General features: G+C 74.4%; 19 protein-coding genes. 12 read left to right on the top strand and 7 right to left on the bottom strand.

The window, feature by feature from the left end:
- Positions 1-167 precede the first annotated feature (167 nt).
- Both ACIQGZ_RS03200 and ACIQGZ_RS03205 read left to right on the top strand, forming a co-directional pair.
- Complete coding sequence (locus ACIQGZ_RS03200; RefSeq protein ID WP_402598993.1) at positions 168-512, top strand: hypothetical protein; 345 nt, start codon at positions 168-170, stop codon at positions 510-512.
- Positions 509-1,105: a hypothetical protein gene (locus ACIQGZ_RS03205; protein ID WP_402598994.1), complete on the top strand. Its 597-nt coding sequence runs from the start codon at positions 509-511 to the stop codon at positions 1,103-1,105. The genes ACIQGZ_RS03200 and ACIQGZ_RS03205 overlap by 4 nt, the downstream gene beginning before the upstream one ends.
- A gap of 50 nt (positions 1,106-1,155) precedes the next feature.
- Here the strand turns inward: ACIQGZ_RS03205 and ACIQGZ_RS03210 are convergent, their stop codons facing one another.
- Positions 1,156-2,241 carry a PP2C family protein-serine/threonine phosphatase gene (locus ACIQGZ_RS03210; protein ID WP_402598995.1) on the bottom strand — a complete coding sequence of 362 codons (1,086 nt, stop codon included), beginning with the start codon at positions 2,239-2,241 and terminating at the stop codon, positions 1,156-1,158.
- 73 nt (positions 2,242-2,314) lie between these two features.
- Complete coding sequence (locus ACIQGZ_RS03215; protein WP_402598996.1) at positions 2,315-3,001, bottom strand: ArsR/SmtB family transcription factor; 687 nt, start codon at positions 2,999-3,001, stop codon at positions 2,315-2,317.
- A 282-nt stretch (positions 3,002-3,283) separates the two neighbouring features.
- On the opposite strand from ACIQGZ_RS03215, the gene ACIQGZ_RS03220 reads away from it, so the two are divergent.
- Positions 3,284-4,117: an alpha/beta fold hydrolase gene (locus tag ACIQGZ_RS03220; RefSeq protein WP_402598998.1), complete on the top strand. Its 834-nt coding sequence runs from the start codon at positions 3,284-3,286 to the stop codon at positions 4,115-4,117.
- A gap of 14 nt (positions 4,118-4,131) precedes the next feature.
- Here the strand turns inward: ACIQGZ_RS03220 and ACIQGZ_RS03225 are convergent, their stop codons facing one another.
- On the bottom strand, positions 4,132-4,359 hold the full coding sequence (locus ACIQGZ_RS03225; protein WP_402598999.1) for a dodecin: 228 nt from the start codon (positions 4,357-4,359) through the stop codon (positions 4,132-4,134).
- A 174-nt stretch (positions 4,360-4,533) separates the two neighbouring features.
- Here ACIQGZ_RS03225 and ACIQGZ_RS03230 point away from each other — a divergent pair, with 174 nt between their 5' ends.
- Positions 4,534-5,163, top strand: coding sequence for an NADPH-dependent F420 reductase (locus tag ACIQGZ_RS03230; protein WP_402599001.1), 630 nt, complete (start codon positions 4,534-4,536; stop codon positions 5,161-5,163).
- Positions 5,164-5,181: 18 nt separating this feature from the next.
- On the opposite strand, the gene ACIQGZ_RS03235 is transcribed toward ACIQGZ_RS03230, so the two are convergent.
- Together ACIQGZ_RS03235 and ACIQGZ_RS03240 are read right to left on the bottom strand one after the other, a co-directional pair.
- Positions 5,182-5,514 carry a DUF3140 domain-containing protein gene (locus ACIQGZ_RS03235; protein WP_402599002.1) on the bottom strand — a complete coding sequence of 111 codons (333 nt, stop codon included), beginning with the start codon at positions 5,512-5,514 and terminating at the stop codon, positions 5,182-5,184.
- Positions 5,515-5,609: 95 nt separating this feature from the next.
- On the bottom strand, positions 5,610-6,353 hold the full coding sequence (locus ACIQGZ_RS03240) for a helical backbone metal receptor (RefSeq protein ID WP_402599960.1): 744 nt from the start codon (positions 6,351-6,353) through the stop codon (positions 5,610-5,612).
- A 308-nt stretch (positions 6,354-6,661) separates the two neighbouring features.
- On the opposite strand from ACIQGZ_RS03240, the gene ACIQGZ_RS03245 reads away from it, so the two are divergent.
- On the top strand, positions 6,662-6,928 hold the full coding sequence (locus tag ACIQGZ_RS03245; RefSeq protein ID WP_402599003.1) for a hypothetical protein: 267 nt from the start codon (positions 6,662-6,664) through the stop codon (positions 6,926-6,928).
- 53 nt (positions 6,929-6,981) lie between these two features.
- On the opposite strand, the gene ACIQGZ_RS03250 is transcribed toward ACIQGZ_RS03245, so the two are convergent.
- Positions 6,982-7,293, bottom strand: coding sequence for a hypothetical protein (locus ACIQGZ_RS03250; protein WP_402599004.1), 312 nt, complete (start codon positions 7,291-7,293; stop codon positions 6,982-6,984).
- Between the two features lie 323 nt (positions 7,294-7,616).
- On the opposite strand from ACIQGZ_RS03250, the gene ACIQGZ_RS03255 reads away from it, so the two are divergent.
- Together ACIQGZ_RS03255 and ACIQGZ_RS03260 are read left to right on the top strand one after the other, a co-directional pair.
- Entirely contained in the window at positions 7,617-9,506 is a 1,890-nt protein-coding gene (locus tag ACIQGZ_RS03255; RefSeq protein WP_402599005.1) for a threonine/serine exporter family protein, read from the top strand.
- A 10-nt stretch (positions 9,507-9,516) separates the two neighbouring features.
- On the top strand, positions 9,517-10,539 hold the full coding sequence (locus ACIQGZ_RS03260) for a hypothetical protein (RefSeq protein ID WP_402599006.1): 1,023 nt from the start codon (positions 9,517-9,519) through the stop codon (positions 10,537-10,539).
- A gap of 202 nt (positions 10,540-10,741) precedes the next feature.
- Here ACIQGZ_RS03260 and ACIQGZ_RS03265 read toward each other — a convergent pair whose 3' ends face one another.
- Positions 10,742-11,236, bottom strand: coding sequence for an inorganic diphosphatase (locus ACIQGZ_RS03265; protein WP_402599008.1), 495 nt, complete (start codon positions 11,234-11,236; stop codon positions 10,742-10,744).
- A gap of 106 nt (positions 11,237-11,342) precedes the next feature.
- On the opposite strand from ACIQGZ_RS03265, the gene dacB reads away from it, so the two are divergent.
- The 5 genes from dacB (at position 11,343) to ftsH (ending at position 18,302) form a co-directional block, all read left to right on the top strand.
- Positions 11,343-12,836, top strand: a complete 1,494-nt coding sequence (gene dacB, locus ACIQGZ_RS03270; protein WP_402599010.1) for a D-alanyl-D-alanine carboxypeptidase/D-alanyl-D-alanine-endopeptidase — start codon at positions 11,343-11,345, stop codon at positions 12,834-12,836.
- A gap of 26 nt (positions 12,837-12,862) precedes the next feature.
- Positions 12,863-14,023: a zinc-dependent metalloprotease gene (locus tag ACIQGZ_RS03275; RefSeq protein WP_402599012.1), complete on the top strand. Its 1,161-nt coding sequence runs from the start codon at positions 12,863-12,865 to the stop codon at positions 14,021-14,023.
- A gap of 323 nt (positions 14,024-14,346) precedes the next feature.
- On the top strand, positions 14,347-15,441 hold the full coding sequence (gene tilS, locus ACIQGZ_RS03280; RefSeq protein ID WP_402599014.1) for a tRNA lysidine(34) synthetase TilS: 1,095 nt from the start codon (positions 14,347-14,349) through the stop codon (positions 15,439-15,441).
- A gap of 14 nt (positions 15,442-15,455) precedes the next feature.
- A complete protein-coding gene (hpt, locus tag ACIQGZ_RS03285; protein WP_402599961.1) occupies positions 15,456-16,010 on the top strand; it encodes a hypoxanthine phosphoribosyltransferase in 555 nt (184 codons plus the stop codon).
- Positions 16,011-16,274: 264 nt separating this feature from the next.
- Complete coding sequence (gene ftsH, locus ACIQGZ_RS03290) at positions 16,275-18,302, top strand: ATP-dependent zinc metalloprotease FtsH (RefSeq protein WP_402599016.1); 2,028 nt, start codon at positions 16,275-16,277, stop codon at positions 18,300-18,302.
- Positions 18,303-18,366 lie beyond the last annotated feature (64 nt).

Genomic DNA, 18,366 nt, shown 5'->3' on the forward strand with positions numbered 1-18,366 from the left:
GCGGAGCGGCACGCGGCTGCGCGGGCGCGGTGAGCCGGTGGAGCGGGCCCTCGCTTCGGCCTGCGGCTCGGGGGGTCGTACGGCCGGGGCGGGCCTGCCGAGTGTGGTCCGGCCGGTGTGTCAATGATTCCTTGACAGACTGGAGGCGTCAAGGAATCATTGACAGCATGACCGCTGCAACGCATCCGGCGACCGGCCGGAAGACCACTGCTTCCTTTGTGCTGCTGGGCCTGCTGGCACTGGCCATGGCCCTGGTCGCGCTGGTGATGGCCACCGCCGACCAGCTCGGCACCACCGCGCACATCGCCCTGTTCGGTGTGGACCTGGTGCTGGCCGTCTCGCTGGGCACGTTGCTCCACCTGCCCGGCGGGGAGCGGGCCGGGGTGCCGACCCTGGGCGACCGGCGGGAGGCCGCACGGCTGCGCCGGGACAACGAGGTGCTGGAGGCCCTGGAGCCGCTGCGCCCCCAGGCGCCCCAGGCGTCCGAGGCGTCGGACGGGACGGGCCGATGAGCGACGAGCAGCTGCTCGACCCGGCGGAGGACGTACGTATCCGCGAGGGGATCGCCCACGCCGTGCTGGGCGTGCCGGACGGCCTGGCGGAGTCCCTGGAGCGCGACCCCGCTGGGTTCCTGCGGCTGCTGGCCGCCTCCCGGGTCGGCGCGGAGGAGTCCAGCCGGCTGCTGCGGGAGGCCGTCCAGCAGGCCAGGGCCGCCGGGCACAGCTGGGACGCGGTGGGGCGGGTGCTCGGGGTGAGCCGGCAGGCGGCCCAGCAGCGGTTCGCGGCCAAGGACGGCCCGGGGGCGACCGCACCCGGTCTCGGGGGGCCCGAGCAGCGGGTGCTGACGCCGCTGACCGCGTTCAACGAGATGGCCGCGCTGGAGGCCGCCGGACGCGAGGGCTGGCAGCTGGTGCGCTATGGGCCGCTCTACCACGTGGTGGAGGCGTCCGACCGGCGCTGGGAGTACCGCAGGGTGCCGATGGCGTTCGGGCCCCGGCACCGGCGGATGGAGGCCGAGGGCTGGACGCCGGTCGGAGCCGGGGTCTTCCCCTGGCGGTACTACAAGCGCCCGCTGGACGACGCCGCCGACGACCAGGCCCGCTGAGCCGGACCGCTGGGCCTGGCCGTTGCGCCGGGCCGCTGAGCCGGGTCCGCCTAGCCGGTCGGCCGACGGGTGAGGACCACGATCGCCAGGTCGTCCTGTCGACGGCCGCCGGTCCAGTCGGCCACGTCGTCCACCAGTAGGTCGGTCAGCTCGTCGGGCCGGTGGCGCAGGCCCGCGGCCAGGCCGCTCCGGGGGTCGTAGAAGGTGCCCTGCCCGTCGCGCGCCTCGGTGACCCCGTCGGTCACCATCACCAGCGAGGCGCCGCAGGGGAACGGGAAGGAGGCGGCGCGGGCCTCCCCGTCGCCGCCGCCCAGCCCCAGGCCCAGCGGCGGACCGGCCGCGAGCGACTCCAGGCAGGTCACGGACGCGTCCCGCACCAGGTAGGGCGGCGGGTGGCCCCGGCTCAGCAGGTTCACCGTGCCACTCGCCGGGACGACCTCCGCGAGCAGCGCCGTGGTGAAGCGCTCGAAGGCGGCGGGTCGCCCGCCGCCGCTCTCGGCCGCCCGGTCCAGGGCCCGGTCCAGCCGCCGCGCCAGGTCCTCCAGGGTCGGCGCCTCCTCGGCGGCCTCCCGGAAGGCGCCGACGACCACCGAGACGGTGGAGATCGCCTGAAGCCCCTTGCCGCAGACGTCACCGAGCATCGCGCGGACGCCGAACGGCGTGTCCTGCACCGCGTACAGATCCCCGCCCACGGCGGCCTGCGCCTGCGCGGCCTCGTACCGTACGGCGACGTCCAGCGGGCCGACCCGGGGCGGCGCGGCGGGCAGCACCGCGCGCTGCGCCGCCTCCGCGATCCGGCTGGTGACCGCGAGGCGGCGGTCCTGCCGGGCCATGGCCGCGTTGAGGCCCAGCGCGATGGCGCTGATCACCAGGACGTCGGCCAGGTCGACCAGCAGCGCGGACAGCGGCCGGGCGGTCAGCAGGTCGGTGACCAGCGAGACGGCGCAGGTGAACACGGCCACCAGGGCGGCGCCCCGGAAGGAGAGCACCAGCGCGGCGGCGAGCGGTGCGGCGGTCAGCAGCGGCAGCCCGGCGTACGGCTCGGGTGCGAGGACGTCCGCCGCCGAGCCGGCCAGCACCAGCAGCACCGGTATCGCTCTGACGGCCTCCGCCGCGCCGACACGGATGCGTTCCACGGTCACTTCCCGGTACGGGGGCTCGGGAAGTGGGGGAGTGCCCGTGTGGACCGGTTCGAAACCGGGCCGCCGCTCAGCCGTCGGTGCCGTCGGACCCAGCGCCGTCGGGCCCGGCCTCGTCGGACCCAGCGCCGTCAGCGCCGTCGTCGGCCCCGGTGGGGCGCGGGGAGAGCCCGTACAGCAGGGTGAGCAGGGTGACCGGCACCGCGTCGGGGCCGGAGCTGTCCCCCTCCGCCTGGAGCTTGTCCAGCACATCGGCCAGCCGCCTCCGCAGCCGGACCAGCCGGTCGGGGTCGAGCCACACGGTGAAGTGCCCGAAGAGCCCCGTCGGCCCGGCGGAGCCGTCCTGCGGCGCGGCGAAGTCGATCCGGCCGTCCAGGAAGTTGCCCCGGAAGTCGCCGCGTACCCGGTCGATCGCGGCGAGCAGGGCGTCCAGCGCCTCGGAGCGCTCGGCGGAGGTGGCCGAGAAGAGGTCCCGGGAGAGGCGCAGCGAGCGCTGGGCGGCCGTGTACCGGCTCTCCACGATGCCGGAGACCAGCCGGGTGCCCGCGACGGTGATCAGCTTGGCCTTCTCCAACTGCTTGACGTGCCGGTAGAGCTTGGTCTGCGGCTCGTGCAGCGCGGCGGCGATCTCCTTGACGGTGAGCGGCTGCGAGCCGCGTGCCATCAGGGCGTCGAGGATGGCCAGCCGCAGCGGGTCGGCCAGCGCCTTCAGGGTGGCGACATCGTCGACCTGGCGTTCCTGGGCTTGCTCCAACACGGACCCATTGACGCACAGCGTCAACGTTCGCGCAATCAATGGCGATCACGCGGCCATTGCCGCCTCGGTGAATCCCGTGGATCGGGACCGGCGTCCGCCGCGCGCTCCGGGGATCGGCCCTGCTCCGCCCGTACGCCCGGACGCCGGCCGCCGCACCGGTCGGCGGGCCCGGTCTCGGATGTCGGACGCGCGGCCGTTATGATCCGGCGTCAGGTGCGTGTGCCGTGGACCCGCCGGACCAGCAGCGGGCGGCACGGGCCGAGCGCACGGGAAAGGACAGCCGTGCCCACTGTCGAACTCACCGCAGGAGTCGTCGAGTACGAGGACACCGGGGGCGACGGCCCGGTGGTGGTGCTGCTGCACGGGCTGGGGATGGACGAGTCCTACTATCGGGCGGTCGTCCCCGCGCTGCGGGCCGCCCACCGGGTGGTCGTGCCGGTACTGCCGCTCGGCGGCCACCGGGTCCCGATGAAGCCGGACGCCGATCTGTCGCCGCGCGGCATCGGCCGGCTCCAGGCGGAGTTCCTGGACCGGCTGGACCTGCGGGGCGTCACCCTGGTCGGCAGCGACTCGGGCCTGTTCCAGTTCGCCGCCGCGCTGCGGCCCGAGCGGATCGCCCGGCTGGTGATCTCCTCCTGCGAGGCGTTCGAGAACTTCCCCCCCGGGCTGCCCGGGGCCGCCGTCTCGCTGGCCGGGCGGCTGCCGGGCGGCCTGTCGCTGGTCGCCCAGGCGTTCCGGGTGCGCGCGCTGCGGCGGCAGCCGACCGCGCTCGGCCGGATGTCCAAGCGGCCGGTCCCGGACGAGGTGCTCGACCGCTGGTTCCACGGCCTGACGACCAGCCGGGAGATCCGGCGCGACCTCACCCGCTATCTGCGCTCGGCCCGCCGGGGCGACATGCTCGCCGCCGCCGAGGGCCTGCGCTCCTTCGACCGGCCCACGCTGGTGCTCTGGGCGGTGGAGGACCGGGTGATGCCGCCGGAGCACGGGCGGCGGTTCGCCGAGCTGCTGCCGGACGCGCGGCTGGTGGAGGTCGAGGACAGCTGGACGTTCATCCCGGAGGACCGGCCGGACGAGTTCTCCCGGGCCGTCGCGGACTTCGTACGCGAGACCGGCTGAGCGGACGCGTCGGCTCAGGAGCCGGCCGAGTCGCCGTCCTCCAGCCGGAAGCCCACCTTGACGCCGACCTGGTAGTGCACGATCGAGCCCTCCTCGATGTGCCCGCGCACCTGCACCACCTCGAACCAGTCCAGATGGCGCAGCGTCTCGGCGGCCCGGCTGACGGCGTTGCCGATGGCGGCGTCCAGGCCCTCGTGCGAGGAGCCGACGATCTCGGTCACCCGGTAGGTGTGGTTGGACATGGCGGTCTCCCTGGGGCTCGGGCGGCGGGGTGCGGCCCGTCCACCGTGGCCCACCGGGGCGGCGTCCGCGAGGCAGGTGGGCCGGCCGGGCGGTGGCCGCCGGCGGCGGGTTTCGGCGCCGCCCGGCTGGGCACCGGTTGCGGCCGGGACGCCGAGCATCGAGAGGAACGCAACATGCGCATCGGGATCATCGGAGCCGGCCACATCGGTGCCACGCTGGCCCGGCAGTTCAGCCGGATCGGCCATGACGTGGTGATCAGCAACTCACGCGACCCGGAGACGCTGCGCGGCCTGGTGGAGGAGCTGGACGGCAAGGTCCGCGCGGTCACCCCGGCGGAGGCCGTCGCCTTCGGCGAGGTCGTGGTGGTGTCCATCCCGTACGGCCGCTACCGGGAGCTGCCGACCGAGGGGTTGCAGGGCAAGGTCGTCATCGACACCTGCAACTACTACCCGGAGCGCGACGGGCGCGACCCCGACCTGGACTCGGACGCCACCACCTCGAGCGAGAAGATCCGCGACCACCTCGGCGGCGCCGACCTGGTCAAGGCGTTCAACTCCATCTACTGGGAGAACCTGCGCGACCGGAGCCGCCCCAAGGGCGACCCCGAGCGGCTGGCCATCCCGATCTCCGGGTCGGACGAGGAGGCCAAGGCCGTGGTGGCCGGGCTGATCCGGGACATCGGCTTCGACCCGGTGGACGCCGGGTACCTCGGTCCGGGCGGCCGCAAGCACCAGCCGGGCGCCAAGGTGTACGCCGCCGAGCTGACGGCGGACGAGCTGAGCGCGCTGCTGCGCACCGGCTGACCGGGGCGGTCGGCCCGGTCAGCCGGGCTTCAGCGGGTCGTGCCCGATGCTCATCAGCCGATGCCGCCAGCCCGGGTCGCCCGCCTTGGGGTCCAGCTCCACGGAGCGCTTGGCCCTGACCTCCGCCACCACCCGCCGCATCACCGCCGCGTCCTCGTCGGTGAGGTCGGTGCGGCGCTTGCCCAGCACCGCCAGCACCCGGCGCCCGGTGAGGGGCCCGGCCTGGTCCGGAAGGCCCTCGGCGTCCTCGCCCGCGTCCCGGGTGCGCAGCCACTCCTCCAGCTGGCGGGAGGTCATGTTCACGACGGTGTGGAAGTCCGTCCACAGCTGCTGCGACACCTCCGCTGCCATGGCGTCTCTCCTGTCCGTTCGATTCCGCTCGGTGCCCAGGACGCCTGCCCGACCGCCGGGCCGCCAACCCGGACGGCCGCCGGGGGGACGGCCGGTCAGCCCGGCAGCGGTCGGGCGAGCTGGGCCGCCAGCAGGGTGGGCGCCTCGGCCAGCGAGGGGCCGTACCAGGTCAGATGGCGGCCGCTGAGCAGTGCGGCGGGCACCCCGGGGAACGCCTCCGGGCCGTCCTCGGCGGTGAACCGGTACGGCTCGTCCGGCAGCACCACCAGTTGCGGCCGGGCGGCCAGCAGCTCGGGCAGCGGGATGCGGGGGTAGCGGTCGGGGTGGTCCGCGTACAGCTGGCGGACGCCCAGGCGGCGCAGCAGGTCGCCGGCGAAGGTGTCGCGGCCCAGCACCATCCAGGGGCGCCGCCAGATCGGCACCACCGCGCTGCGGGTCGCGGCGGGCTCCGCCACCGGCTGCCAGGCCGCCGCCGCCCGGTCCAGCCAGTCGGGCCGGGCCAGCCCGCAGCCGCCGGTGAGCAGCCGGTCCAGTGAGCCGAGCGCCTGGTCCAGGTCGCGGACCACGGTCACCCAGACCGGGACGCCGGCCGCCCGCAGCGCGTCCAGGTCGACGGCCCGGTTCTCCTCCTCGTTGGCGATCACCAGGTCGGGGGCCAGTGCGGCGATCCGGGCGGTGTCGGGGTTCTTGGTGCCGCCGATCCGGACCACCGCGAGGTCCGCCGGGTGGCTGCACCAGTCGGTCGCGCCGACCAGCAACTCCGGGGCGGTGGCGGCGACCGCCTCGGTGAGCGAGGGCACCAGCGACACCACCCGGCGCACCGGCCGCCGGGGTGCCACCGGCAGCCCCAGGTCGTCCTGGTCGGCGGGCGGCTGGGCGGCGTGGGAAGCAACGGAGGTCGGCACCGTACGAGCATGCACCGGGCCGGGCCGTGGCGGTGATTCCGGTCACGCGGTCGGCGGCCGGGAGCCGTCTCCCGGCGGGTGGCGGCGTTCGCCCGTTCGCGTGCCGACCGGCGGATCGCTCCCTGCGGCGGGGGAGTCTTCTGTACGCTGCACGCTCAGTACGGGATGCGGGCCGACGCGGGCACCACCCGGCGGGAGACACCGGCCCGGCCGTCCCGTACGACATCAGAAGGAGCACGACCATGGCTGCCGTCACCGCAGAGACCTCCACCTGCCGACTCTGCCCGCCCGGCGGGGGCACGGTGGTGGCCCGGTACCCCGGTGACGCGCCCGCCGCCAAGGCGTCGGCCCGCGCCCACCAGGAGGCGCAGGCCAGCGGCGTGCCGCACCACGACCACTACGACCCGGCGCTGGACGCCTTCGTGGTCGTCCGCCATGACTCCCTGGCGGCCCCCGGCGCGGCCGAGATCCCCGGGCAGGCCGGCGATCCCACGGCCGAGCTCGGCTGAGCAGCGGCTGTCACCGGGTGGGGGCGGATCAGGTGCCGCCCCCACCCCGGCGTTCAGCGGCCGAACGAGGCGGGCAGCCCGGTGACGTTGCCGTTGCCCTGGAAGGCGCCGACCGTGCCGGAGTGGCCGGTCGCGGCGGAGGTGTTGTTCTGGTTGGCCCCGGCCGAGCCGGTGGCCGCCTGCTGCGAGCCGTTGGCGTTGCCGTGGACGGGCCCGATGACATTGCCGGAGCCGGAGCTGCCCACCACGCCGCCGTTGGAGGTCAGGTCGGCGATGGAGGTGCTCTCGGCCTGGGCGGTGCCCGCCCCGACGACGGTGCAGGCGGCGAGGACGGCGAGGGCGGCGAGGACACGGAAGCGGGACACACGGTCTCCCAGGGACGGTGACGGGGGAACTCCGGCGGTCCGGGGTGGCCGCCCCGGGGCCCGCCGCTGCTGGCGTCGCAGGGACAGCTTTCAGCAACTCGGCGTCACCGTGGGCCGATCGGCGGCGGATTCGCCCGATCGCGTCATCGGCGCGGAATAAACCTCGCCACGCCGGGCAGTCCCGGGGCGCCGCCCGGGGCACGGGTGGTCGGAGCACGATATGTGCATTCGGGCCGGTGATCGGGCAAGGTGGGGGAAACGATCACAACCGGCGAGCGCGAGACCAGCCAGGCCCGCCCCCGGGGGCGGTGAGGAGCGGGCAGGTGCCGGAGGCGGCAGACCCGGGCGACCGGGGGCGGAACCGGCCGACGGGCGGCACGGGGCGGACAGGCGGCGGGGCCGGGTACCAGGGGCCCGGGGAGCGCGGCGGCCCGCAGCGGCGCGGCGCGTACGGGAAACGCGGCGAGCCCGAGAGGTACGGCGAGCCCCAGAAGCCCGACGCGTACGAGAAGCCCGACGCGTACGAGAAGCCCGACGCGTACGAGAAGCCCGACACGTACGAGAAGCACGGCGACGAGAAGCCGGACGAGTACGCGGAGTACGTGGAGCCCGAGGAGTACGCCGAGTCGGAGGGACCCGGCGAGCGCGAGGGACACGACCGCCCCGCCGACGCGCCGCCCACGGCGGGCCTGCTCGGCCCCGCCGACGAGGCGCTGCTCAGCGGCGACGACTGGCGCACCGTCGGCTACACCCCGCCGACCGGCATACCCGTGCACGCGCTGCGGGTCGGCGCCCCCGGCGCCGCCCCCTGGCCGGACCGGATGCGCACCCTGCTGCGCACCCCCATGTCCGAACGGCCGGTCTTCGAACGCACCCGGCGCGAGGGACGCGGCGAACCCGGCATCCGCAACGTCCCCCGCATCCTCGACCTGACCCTGCGCATCGGTGAACTGCTGCTCGCCAGCGGCGAGAGCGCCGAGGACGTCGAGGCGGCGATGCTCGGCGTGGCGCACGCCTGCGGCCTGGACCGCTGCGAGCCCCAGGTCACCTTCATCATGATCTCCATCTCCTACCAGCCGTCGCTGGTGGACGCCCCGATCACCGCCGACCGCACGGTCCGCCGCCGCGCCTCCGACTACACCCGGCTGGCCGCCGTCTACCGGCTGGTCGCGGACATCACCGCCGAGCGGGCCGGCGTCAACGACGCCTACCGCCGGCTCGCGGAGATCCGCCGCAATCGCCACCCCTACCCCGGCTGGCTGCTGTCGCTCTGCGCCGGAGTGCTGGCCGGAGCCGCCTCCTTCCTGGTCGGCGGGCAACTGGACGCCAGGGCGTGGCTGGCCTTCGCCACCGCCTTCGTCGCGGCCGTGCTCGGCGACCGGCTGGCCTGGCTGATCGCCAGCCGGGGGCTGCCGGAGTTCTACCAGTTCGTGGTGGCCGCCATGCCCGCCGCCGCCACCGGCGTCGTACTGGTCCTGGCCGCGCCGGGCGTCGGGCTGCGCGGCTCCGTGGTGATCACCGGTGGGCTGTTCGCGCTGCTCCCCGGCCGGGCGCTGGTCTCCGCCGTACAGGACGGCCTCACCGGCTTCTACATCACCGCCGCCGCCCGGCTGCTGGAAGTGCTCTACCTGGTCACCGGCATCATCGTCGGCGTGCTGCTGGTGCTGTACGCGGGCGTCCGGTTCGGCGCCCAGCTGCGGCCCGAGCAGAGCCTGCTCAAGCACAGCTTCCCCGCCCTGCAACTGGCCGCCGCGATGCTGCTCACCCTGGCCTTCGCGGTGATGCTGCAGAGCCACCGCCGCACCCTGCTGCTGGTCACCCTGAACGGCGGCGTCGGCTGGGCGGTGTACGGCGCGCTGACCACCGACGTCGGCGCCTCCCCGGTCGTCGCCACCGGGGTCGCCGCCGGGATCGTCGGCCTCTTCGGCCAGCTCGCCTCCCGCTACCGCTACGCCTCCGCGCTGCCGTACGTCACCGCCGCGCTCGGGCCGCTGCTGCCCGGCTCCGCCGTCTACCGGGGGATGCTCTCGCTGGCCCAGGGAGACGCGGCCGACGGCATCCTCGGGGTCAGCCGGGCGGCCGCGCTGGCGCTGGCGCTGGCGGTCGGGGTGAACCTCGGCGGCGAGATCGCCCGGCTGTTCATGCGGCTGCCGGGCGGGGTCGCGGTGACGGCCGGGCAGCGGCCCGCCGCCAAGCGCACCCGTGGCTTCTGAGGGACGCGGTATGTCGTGGCACGGCCTGGGGGACGTCTACCGGCAGCAGATCGTGGGACCGGGCAAGCAGCCGCTGTTCCTGCTGCTGGTGGGGTTCATCGGCGCCTTCCTGTTCATCCGGTTCAGCGTTCGGATGATCCGGCGGGGGGTGCGCTGGTGGCCCGGCAACATCACCCCGGGCGGGCTGCACATCCACCACGCCGTCTTCGGGCTGGGCTTCCTGCTGGCGGGCGGCTTCGGCGCCTTCGCCGGGGGCGGGGCCGGGCCGGGGCGGAGCGTCTTCGGGCTGCTCTTCGGCATCGGCTGCGGGCTGGTGCTGGACGAGTTCGCGCTGATCCTGCACCTGGAGGACGTGTACTGGAGCGAGCAGGGCCGCAAGTCGGTGGACGCGGTGATCATCGGCATCCTGGTCACCGGGCTGCTGCTCACCGGGTACGCCCCGCTGGGCCTGGTGCCGGGGGAGCGGACCCACTGGGGACTGCTCGGGGTGCTCGCCGTCAATGTGCTGCTGTCGCTGGTCACGCTGCTGAAGGGCAAGCTGTGGACGGGGCTGCTGGGGATCATGGTCCCCGGCCTGTCCTGGGTCGGCGCCGCCCGGCTGGCCCGGCCGCACAGCCCCTGGGCCCGCTGGCGCTACCGCCGTCGGCCCCGGCGGATGGCCCGAGCCGTACGGCGCGAGCGGCGGCTGCACCGGCGGGCGGACCGGGCCCGTACCTGGCTGTTCGACCTGATCGCCGGCGCCCCCGACAAGCTGGCCCCGCACCACACCGCCACCCGGCGGGTGGCCGAGCGGATGGCGGCCCGGATGACCGCCCACCTGGACGCCCATGAGGCCCGCCGGCTGGCCCGGCTCGCGGCCCGGCGCTCCGACCGGACGCCCGGCCCGCAGCCGCCGCGTACGGTGGGCACCGCCCGCCGCGACCGCTCCGCCGCCCGCCGCCGCGCGGTCACCGCGGGCCGCCCCCGGACCACCGCCCTGCCCCGCCGCCCCGGCCCCCGGCCGGCCCGGCACCGGCTGCGGCCGGGCCGCTGAGCTTGGCGCTTCGGCGCTTGGCGGTGGGGCGTGGTTGGCGTGGCGGGGATGCGTGCGTGGTGGGGTGGTTGTTCGCGCGGTTCCTCGCGCCCCTGGGTGGTGCGTGGCTGGTGCCCGGGACGGCGTCGAGGGCCGGTGCCCGGAGGGGTGAGCTCCGGGGACCGGCCCTCGTGGGACCGTTCGGCAAGAGGGTCGGCCGGCCTCAGTGGGCGTGGCCGGACTCCTTGAGGCGCTTGATCGAGTTCTCGATCTCCGCCTCCGCCTCGACCCGGCCGACCCAGTGGGCGCCCTCGACGGACTTGCCCGGCTCCAGGTCCTTGTAGACCTCGAAGAAGTGCTGGATCTCCAGGCGGTCGAACTCCGACACGTGGTGGACGTCCCGCAGGTGCTCCCAGCGGGGGTCCGACGCCGGGACGCAGAGCAGCTTGTCGTCGCCGCCAGCCTCGTCGGTCATCTTGAACATGCCGATGGCGCGGCACTTGATCAGGCAGCCCGGGAAGGTCGGCTCCTCCAGGATGACCAGCGCGTCCAGCGGGTCCCCGTCCTCACCGAGGGTGCCCTCGACGAAGCCGTAGTCGGCCGGGTAGCGGGTCGAGGTGAAGAGCATGCGGTCGAGGCGGAGACGGCCGGTCTCATGGTCCACCTCGTACTTGTTCCGCGAGCCCTTCGGGATCTCGATCGTGACGTCGAACTCCAACGCTCCTCCAAGATTCGGGACTGTCAGAATCAAGTGTCTCCTACGGTACGGAGTGCTCGGGAAAGGGGCCGGTCGGGTGGACAGGGCGGGGCAGTGGACCGATCGGATGGGCGCCGTCGGGCGGGCGGCGGGCAGCCGGGCGCTGCGGCTGGCGGAGGCGGGAGCCGACCGGCTGGTGGCCGCCTCCCCGGCGCGGACCGCGCTGGTGGCGGGCGTCGTCGGGCTGGTGCTCGCCGCGGGTTCCATCGCCGTGGCCGGGCCGTGGGAGGGCGGCCGGCGCACCGCCGAGACGGCCCGCGCCGCCGGTCCGCGCCGCACCCCGGCCCCGCACCCCACCGCGACCACCCCGCCCCGCCCGCCGGCCCCGGCGGTGCTGCGGGCAGCCGGGGGCGGCAGCGCCCCCGTCCCGACCCGTACCGGCCTGGAGCGCGCGCTGGCCGACGCCATGGCCGACCCGGCGCTGGGGAAGGTCACCGCCGCGATCACCGACGCGGCCACCGGGCGGCTGCTGTACGGGTCGGGCGAGACGGTGCCCGCCACCCCCGCCTCCACCACCAAGATCGGCACCACCATTGCGGCGCTCACCCTGCTGGGCCCCGACCACCGCCTCACCACCCGGGTCGTCCGGGAGGCCGGATCGGGCGAGGTGGTGCTGGTCGGCGGCGGCGACCCCACCCTCACCGCGCTGCCCCGGGCCAAGGGCGCCGACCCGGCCACCGCCCCCGCCTCGCTGCGCGAGCTGGCCGACCGCACCGCCGCCGCGCTCAAGGCCGCCGGGACCACCTCCATACGCGTCGGCTATGACACCTCCGCGTACTCGGGACCGGGCCGCAACGCCTACTACGACGGGGAGAACCTGGCCACCGTCACCGCCCTGACCACCGACGAGGGCCGGATCGACCCGCACGGCGCCGAGGCCGCCGCCCGCTACGCCGACCCGGCCGACCACGCCGCCCAGACCTTCGCCGGGCTGCTGCGCGACCACGGCCTCACCGTCACCGCCGTCCGCCCGGCCACCGCCCCCGCCGGCGCCGCCCAGCTGGCGCAGGTGCAGTCGCCCACCCTCGCCCGGCTGGTCGAGCGGCTGCTCACCGAATCCGACAACGACCTGGCCGAGGCGGTCGCCCGGCAGGCCGCCATCGCCGCGCACCGGCCCGCGAGCTTCGAGGGGGCCGCCGCCGCCGTCCGGGAGACCCTGGCCCGCGCCGGAGTCCCGCTCGGCGGCACCGAGCTGCACGACGGCAGCGGCCTGAGCCGCGACAACGCCATCCCCCCGGCGGTCCTCACCGAACTGCTGGCCCTCGCGGCCTCCGACGACCACCCCGAACTGCGGCCGGTGCTCAGCGGCCTGCCCGTCGCCGGGTTCACCGGCACCCTCCAGGACCGCTACACCGCGACCGGCTCGGACTCGGCCGCCGGGCTGGTCCGCGCCAAGACCGGCACCCTGAACGGCGTCAACACCCTGGCCGGCCTGGTCGTCGACCGCGACGGGCGGCTGCTCGCCTTCGCGCTGATGGCCGGCGGCGGCGCCGACGCCGGGACGGTACGCGCCGCGCTCGACCGGATCGCCGTACACGTCGCCGCATGCGGCTGCCGGTAGGGCCCGGCAGCACGTACGGTGAAGACATGACGAGCGCGAGTGCTGACATGATCGACTGGAACCTCGCGGTCGCGACGGCGACCCGGCTGGTGCGGCCCGGCCCGGAGATCACCCGCGGCGAGGCGCGCGAAGTGGTGGCGGAGCTGCGCCGGCAGGCCCGCCAGTCCGAGGAGCACGTCCGGGCGTTCACCGGGCTCACCGCGGCCGGTGGCAGCTCCCCGGTGCTGGTGGTGGACCGGCCGGGCTGGATCAAGGCCAATGTGGCGGGCTTCCGTACCGTCATCCAACCGCTGGTCGGCAAGTTGCAGGCCCGCCGCGAGGGCGTCCCCGGCGCGGCGGTGCTCGGCGCCGTCGGGGAGAAGGTCACCGGGGTGGAGGTCGGCGCGCTGCTGGCGTTCCTGTCCTCCCGGGTGCTCGGCCAGTACGAGACGTTCGCCCCCGCCGAGGCCCCGGACAGCCCCGCCGCGCTCTTCGAGGAGCCGCAGCGCTCCCCCGCCCGCACCACGGCGGGCCGGCTGCTGCTGGTCGCGCCCAACATCGTGCACGTGGAGCGGGAGCTCGACGTCGACCCGCACGACTTCCGGCTCTGGGTCTGCCTGCACGAGGAGACCCACCGCACGCAGTTCGCCGCGGTGCCGTGGCTGCGCGACCACGTCGAGTCGGAGATCCAGGCGTTCCTGGCCGAGACCGACGTCGACCCCGCCACCCTGCTGGAGCGGCTGGCGGATGCCGCGCGCGGCCTGGCCGGCGGCCTGCCCGGCTTCGGCGGCGACAAGGAGCACCCCGGGGAGCACCCCGGCGTCGGCGGTCTGCTGGAGGTCGTCCAGACCCCCGCCCAGCGGGAGATCCTCAACCGGCTGACGGCGGTGATGTCGCTGCTGGAGGGCCACGCCGACTTCGTGATGGACGGCGTCGGCCCGGCGGTCGTCCCGTCGGTCGCGGAGATCCGGGAGAAGTTCCAGCAGCGCCGCGCCAAGGGCGCCGGCCGGCTCGATGTGCTGCTGCGCCGGCTGCTGGGGCTGGACGCCAAGCTCCGGCAGTACCAGGACGGCGCCGCCTTCGTCCGGGCGGCCGTCGACCGGGTCGGCATGGACGGCTTCAACCGGGTGTGGACGTCGCCCAACACCCTGCCCACCAGGGACGAGATCCACGACCCGGCCGCCTGGGTGGCGCGCATGCACGGCTGAGCCCGCCGTGTCGTCGACGCGGCGGCTGATGACCTGCTACGACCGGGCAGGACCACCCGGGTTAACGGTTCTGCCCGGCGGACCGTTTCTCCATTCACCCGTCCGTGGGACCGTTGTCGTACCGGTGGCGCGGGCGGCCCGGCAGGCGCCGCACTTCTGCGACCATCAGAGCCAGGCGGGGCACCCCCACCCCGGCCACGCGCCGCGCGCGCCATCGGCCCGGCCCGCCGCATCCGCCCCGCATGGAAGGGCGCCCCCGACACCGGCCCGCATCGGACCGCGCGGGAGGGCACCGCCCGACCCGACCGAAGGAGGAGCCCGCCGTGGGTCCGCATCCCGCCGTCGCAGCGATACGCCTGGCAGTCCGCCGTACCCTCACCGAGCTGGCCGCCCACGCGGCGACCGGCAGCACCTTCGCCGCACCGCCCCCCACCCCGCCGCGCCAGGTCTCCGCCGACCCCACCCGGCTGCCCCGCGCCCAGGCCCCCGCCGGCGCCCCCCTGGTCCTCGTCGCCTGCAGCGGCGGCGCCGACTCCATGGCCCTGGCCGTCGCCACCGCCTTCGAAGCCCCCAAACTCGGCCTGCGGGCCGGTGCCGTCACCGTCGACCACGGCTTGCAGCCCGGCTCCGCCGACCGCGCCCAGGAGGTCGCCGACCGGCTGCGCGGCCTCGGCCTGGACCCGGTCGAGGCCGTCACCGTCGACGTCGGCCACCACGGCGGCCCGGAGGCCGCCGCCCGTACCGCCCGCTACGCCGCCATGGACGACGCCGCCACCCGCCATGACGCGCTCGCCGTGCTGCTCGGCCACACCCGCGACGACCAGGCCGAGACCGTGCTGCTCGGCCTCGCCCGTGGCTCCGGCGCCCGCTCGCTGGCCGGGATGCCGCCCCGGGCCGGCCGCTACCGCCGCCCGCTGCTGGAGGTCGGCCGCGCCGCCACCCGGCAGGCGTGCGTCGCCCAGGGGGTCACCGTCTGGGACGACCCGCACAACACCGACCCCGCGTTCACCCGCTCCCGGGTCCGCCACGAGGTGCTGCCGGTGCTGGAGAAGCACCTCGGCGGCGGTGTGGTGGAGGCCCTCGCCCGCACCGCCCGCCTCTTCCGCGACGACGCCGACGCCCTGGACAGCTGGGCCGCCGAGGCCGAGCAGGAGATGCGCGCCGCCACCGACCCGGAGGGCTCACTGGACGCCGACGGGCTGGCCGCGCTGCCCCCCGCCGTACGCCGCCGGGTGCTGCGCCGCGCCGCCGTCCGGGCGGGCAGCCCGCCCGGTGACCTCTTCGCCCGGCACCTGGAGGCGATCGAGCAGCTGGTCACCGGCTGGCGGGGTCAGGGACCGCTGCACCTGCCCGGGGGCGTCGAGGCCCGGCGCAGGTGTGGCAGGCTGTTGTTCCGGACCCAGACCCCGAACGCTTGAGGAAGTACCGCGCGGTGGACGACAAGGACATGGGCACCGATCTCGCCAAGGTGCTGATCACCAAGGACGAGATCGACGCCAAGCTCGCCGAGCTTGCCGGCCGGATCGACCAGGAGTACGCGGGCCGGGACCTGCTGATCGTGGGCGTCCTCAAGGGAGCCGTGATGGTCATGGCGGACCTCGCCAGGGCCCTGCACAGCCCGATCACCATGGACTGGATGGCGGTGTCCTCGTACGGCATGGGCACCCGGTCCTCCGGTGTGGTGCGCATCCTGAAGGACCTGGACACCGACATCGCCGGCCGCGATGTGCTGATCGTCGAGGACATCATCGACTCCGGTCTGACGCTCTCCTGGCTGATCGGCAACCTGGGCTCGCGCAATCCGGCGTCCCTGGAGGTCTGCACCCTGCTGCGCAAGCCGGACGCGGCCAAGGTGGAGATCGACGTCAAGTACGTCGGCTTCGACATCCCCAATGAGTTCGTGGTCGGTTACGGCCTGGACTACTCCGAGAAGTACCGGAATCTGCCGTTCGTCGGCACCCTCGCCCCCCACGTCTACGGAGGCTGAGACCGACTCCACTCGCGCGGTGGGGAACAGTGGACCGTTTCCCCCCGTTGCCAGGGGGGCAGGACGCCCGAAAAGGCGGGGCCTCCGGCGGTCCGCATCCGTCCCGGAGGTGGGCGCCTGCGGTACCGTCCAATAAACCGTTCTTCATACCTGGGGAGCGGTGACCGCGTGAGGTCGAAGCACATACCGGATGCGCCGGCGGACGACAGACCCGTCCGGCGCCGTTGAGTGGCAGGAGGGACGGGGCGGCAACGCCCCGCATGGATGGACGTCAAACGATACTTCCGTGCGCCGATCATGTGGATCGTGCTGGCCGTCGTTGCCGTCGTTGTGCTGATGCAGGTCGTCTCGTCCTCGAACGGCTACAAGACGGTGGACACCGGCGAGGTCGTTGCGGCCATCGATGCCGGCAAGGTGCAGCAGGCGCAGATCACGACGGGTGACGAGAACACCGTCAAGATCCAGCTCAAGAACAACCAGAAGATCGACGGCAGCAGCAAGGTCAAGGCGTCGTACATCGGCGACCAGGGCGTGGCCATCGCCGACAAGCTTCAGGCGTCGCAGGAGGGCAACAAGCTGCCCGACGGCTACACCGTTTCGCCGACCAAGCAGAACGCCTTCCTCGGCATCCTGCTGTCGCTGCTGCCCTTCATCGTCATCGTGCTGGTCTTCCTGTTCCTGATGAACCAGATGCAGGGCGGCGGCTCGCGCGTCATGCAGTTCGGGAAGTCCAAGGCCAAGCTGATCACCAAGGACACCCCGAAGACGACCTTCTCCGATGTGGCGGGGGCCGACGAGGCGGTCGAGGAGCTCCACGAGATCAAGGAGTTCCTTCAGGAGCCGGCCAAGTTCCAGGCCGTCGGCGCCAAGATCCCCAAGGGTGTGCTGCTCTACGGGCCGCCCGGCACCGGCAAGACCCTGCTGGCCCGCGCCGTGGCCGGCGAGGCCGGGGTCCCGTTCTACTCGATCTCCGGTTCCGACTTCGTCGAGATGTTCGTCGGTGTCGGCGCCTCCCGGGTGCGCGACCTCTTCGAGCAGGCCAAGGCCAACGCCCCGGCCATCGTCTTCGTCGACGAGATCGACGCGGTCGGCCGGCACCGTGGCGCCGGCCTCGGCGGCGGCCACGACGAGCGCGAGCAGACCCTCAACCAGCTGCTGGTCGAGATGGACGGCTTCGACGTCAAGGGCGGCGTGATCCTGATCGCCGCCACCAACCGCCCCGACATCCTGGACCCGGCGCTGCTGCGTCCGGGCCGCTTCGACCGGCAGATCTCGGTCGAGCGCCCCGACCTCCAGGGCCGGCTGGAGATCCTCAAGGTCCACCAGAAGGGCAAGCCGATCGCCCCGGACGTCGACCTGATGGCCGTCGCCCGGCGCACCCCCGGCTTCACCGGTGCCGACCTCTCCAACGTCCTCAACGAGGCAGCGCTGCTGACCGCCCGCTCCGACAAGAAGCTGGTGGACAACTCCACGCTGGACGAGGCGATCGACCGCGTCGTGGCCGGACCGCAGAAGCGGACCCGGATCATGAGCGACAAGGAGAAGAAGATCACCGCGTACCACGAGGGCGGCCACGCCCTGGTCGCGGCGGCGTCGCCCAACAGCGACCCGGTGCACAAGATCACCATCCTGTCGCGCGGCCGGGCGCTGGGGTACACCATGGTCCTGCCCGACGAGGACAAGTACTCCACCACCCGCAACGAGATGCTCGACCAGCTCGCCTACATGCTCGGCGGGCGCGCGGCGGAGGAGCTGGTCTTCCACGACCCGACCACCGGCGCGGCCAACGACATCGAGAAGGCCACCGCCACGGCCAGGGCCATGGTCACCCAGTACGGCATGACCGAGCGGCTGGGTGCCATCAAGTTCGGCACCGCCGACTCCGAGCCGTTCCTGGGCCGTGAGATGGCCCACCAGCGCGACTACTCGGAAGAGGTCGCCGCGCTGGTGGACGAAGAGGTCAAGAAGCTGATCGAGACCGCGCACAACGAGGCGTGGGAGATCCTGGTCGAGAACCGCGACGTGCTCGACAACCTCGTGCTGGCCCTCCTGGAGAAGGAGACGCTGAACAAGGAGCAGATCGCCGAGATCTTCAAGCCGATCGTCAAGCGGCCGCCGCGCCCGGCGTGGACGGGCTCCACCCGTCGTACGCCGTCCACCCGGCCGCCGGTGCAGTCGCCCAAGGAGCTGGCTCTCACCAACGGCAGCCAGGGCGCCGGGCCGATCGGGGACAACCCCCCGGTCGACACGGTCAAGCTCCCGCCGATCGACGAGCCGCCGGCCGGCAGCTGACCGCCTCCGGCGGGCCGAGCAGCACCCGGAATGAATGCCGCACCCCCAGCGCTCTACGCTGGGG

The sequence above is a fragment of the Streptomyces sp. NPDC092296 genome, from assembly GCF_044755465.1.
Classification (GTDB): domain Bacteria; phylum Actinomycetota; class Actinomycetes; order Streptomycetales; family Streptomycetaceae; genus Peterkaempfera.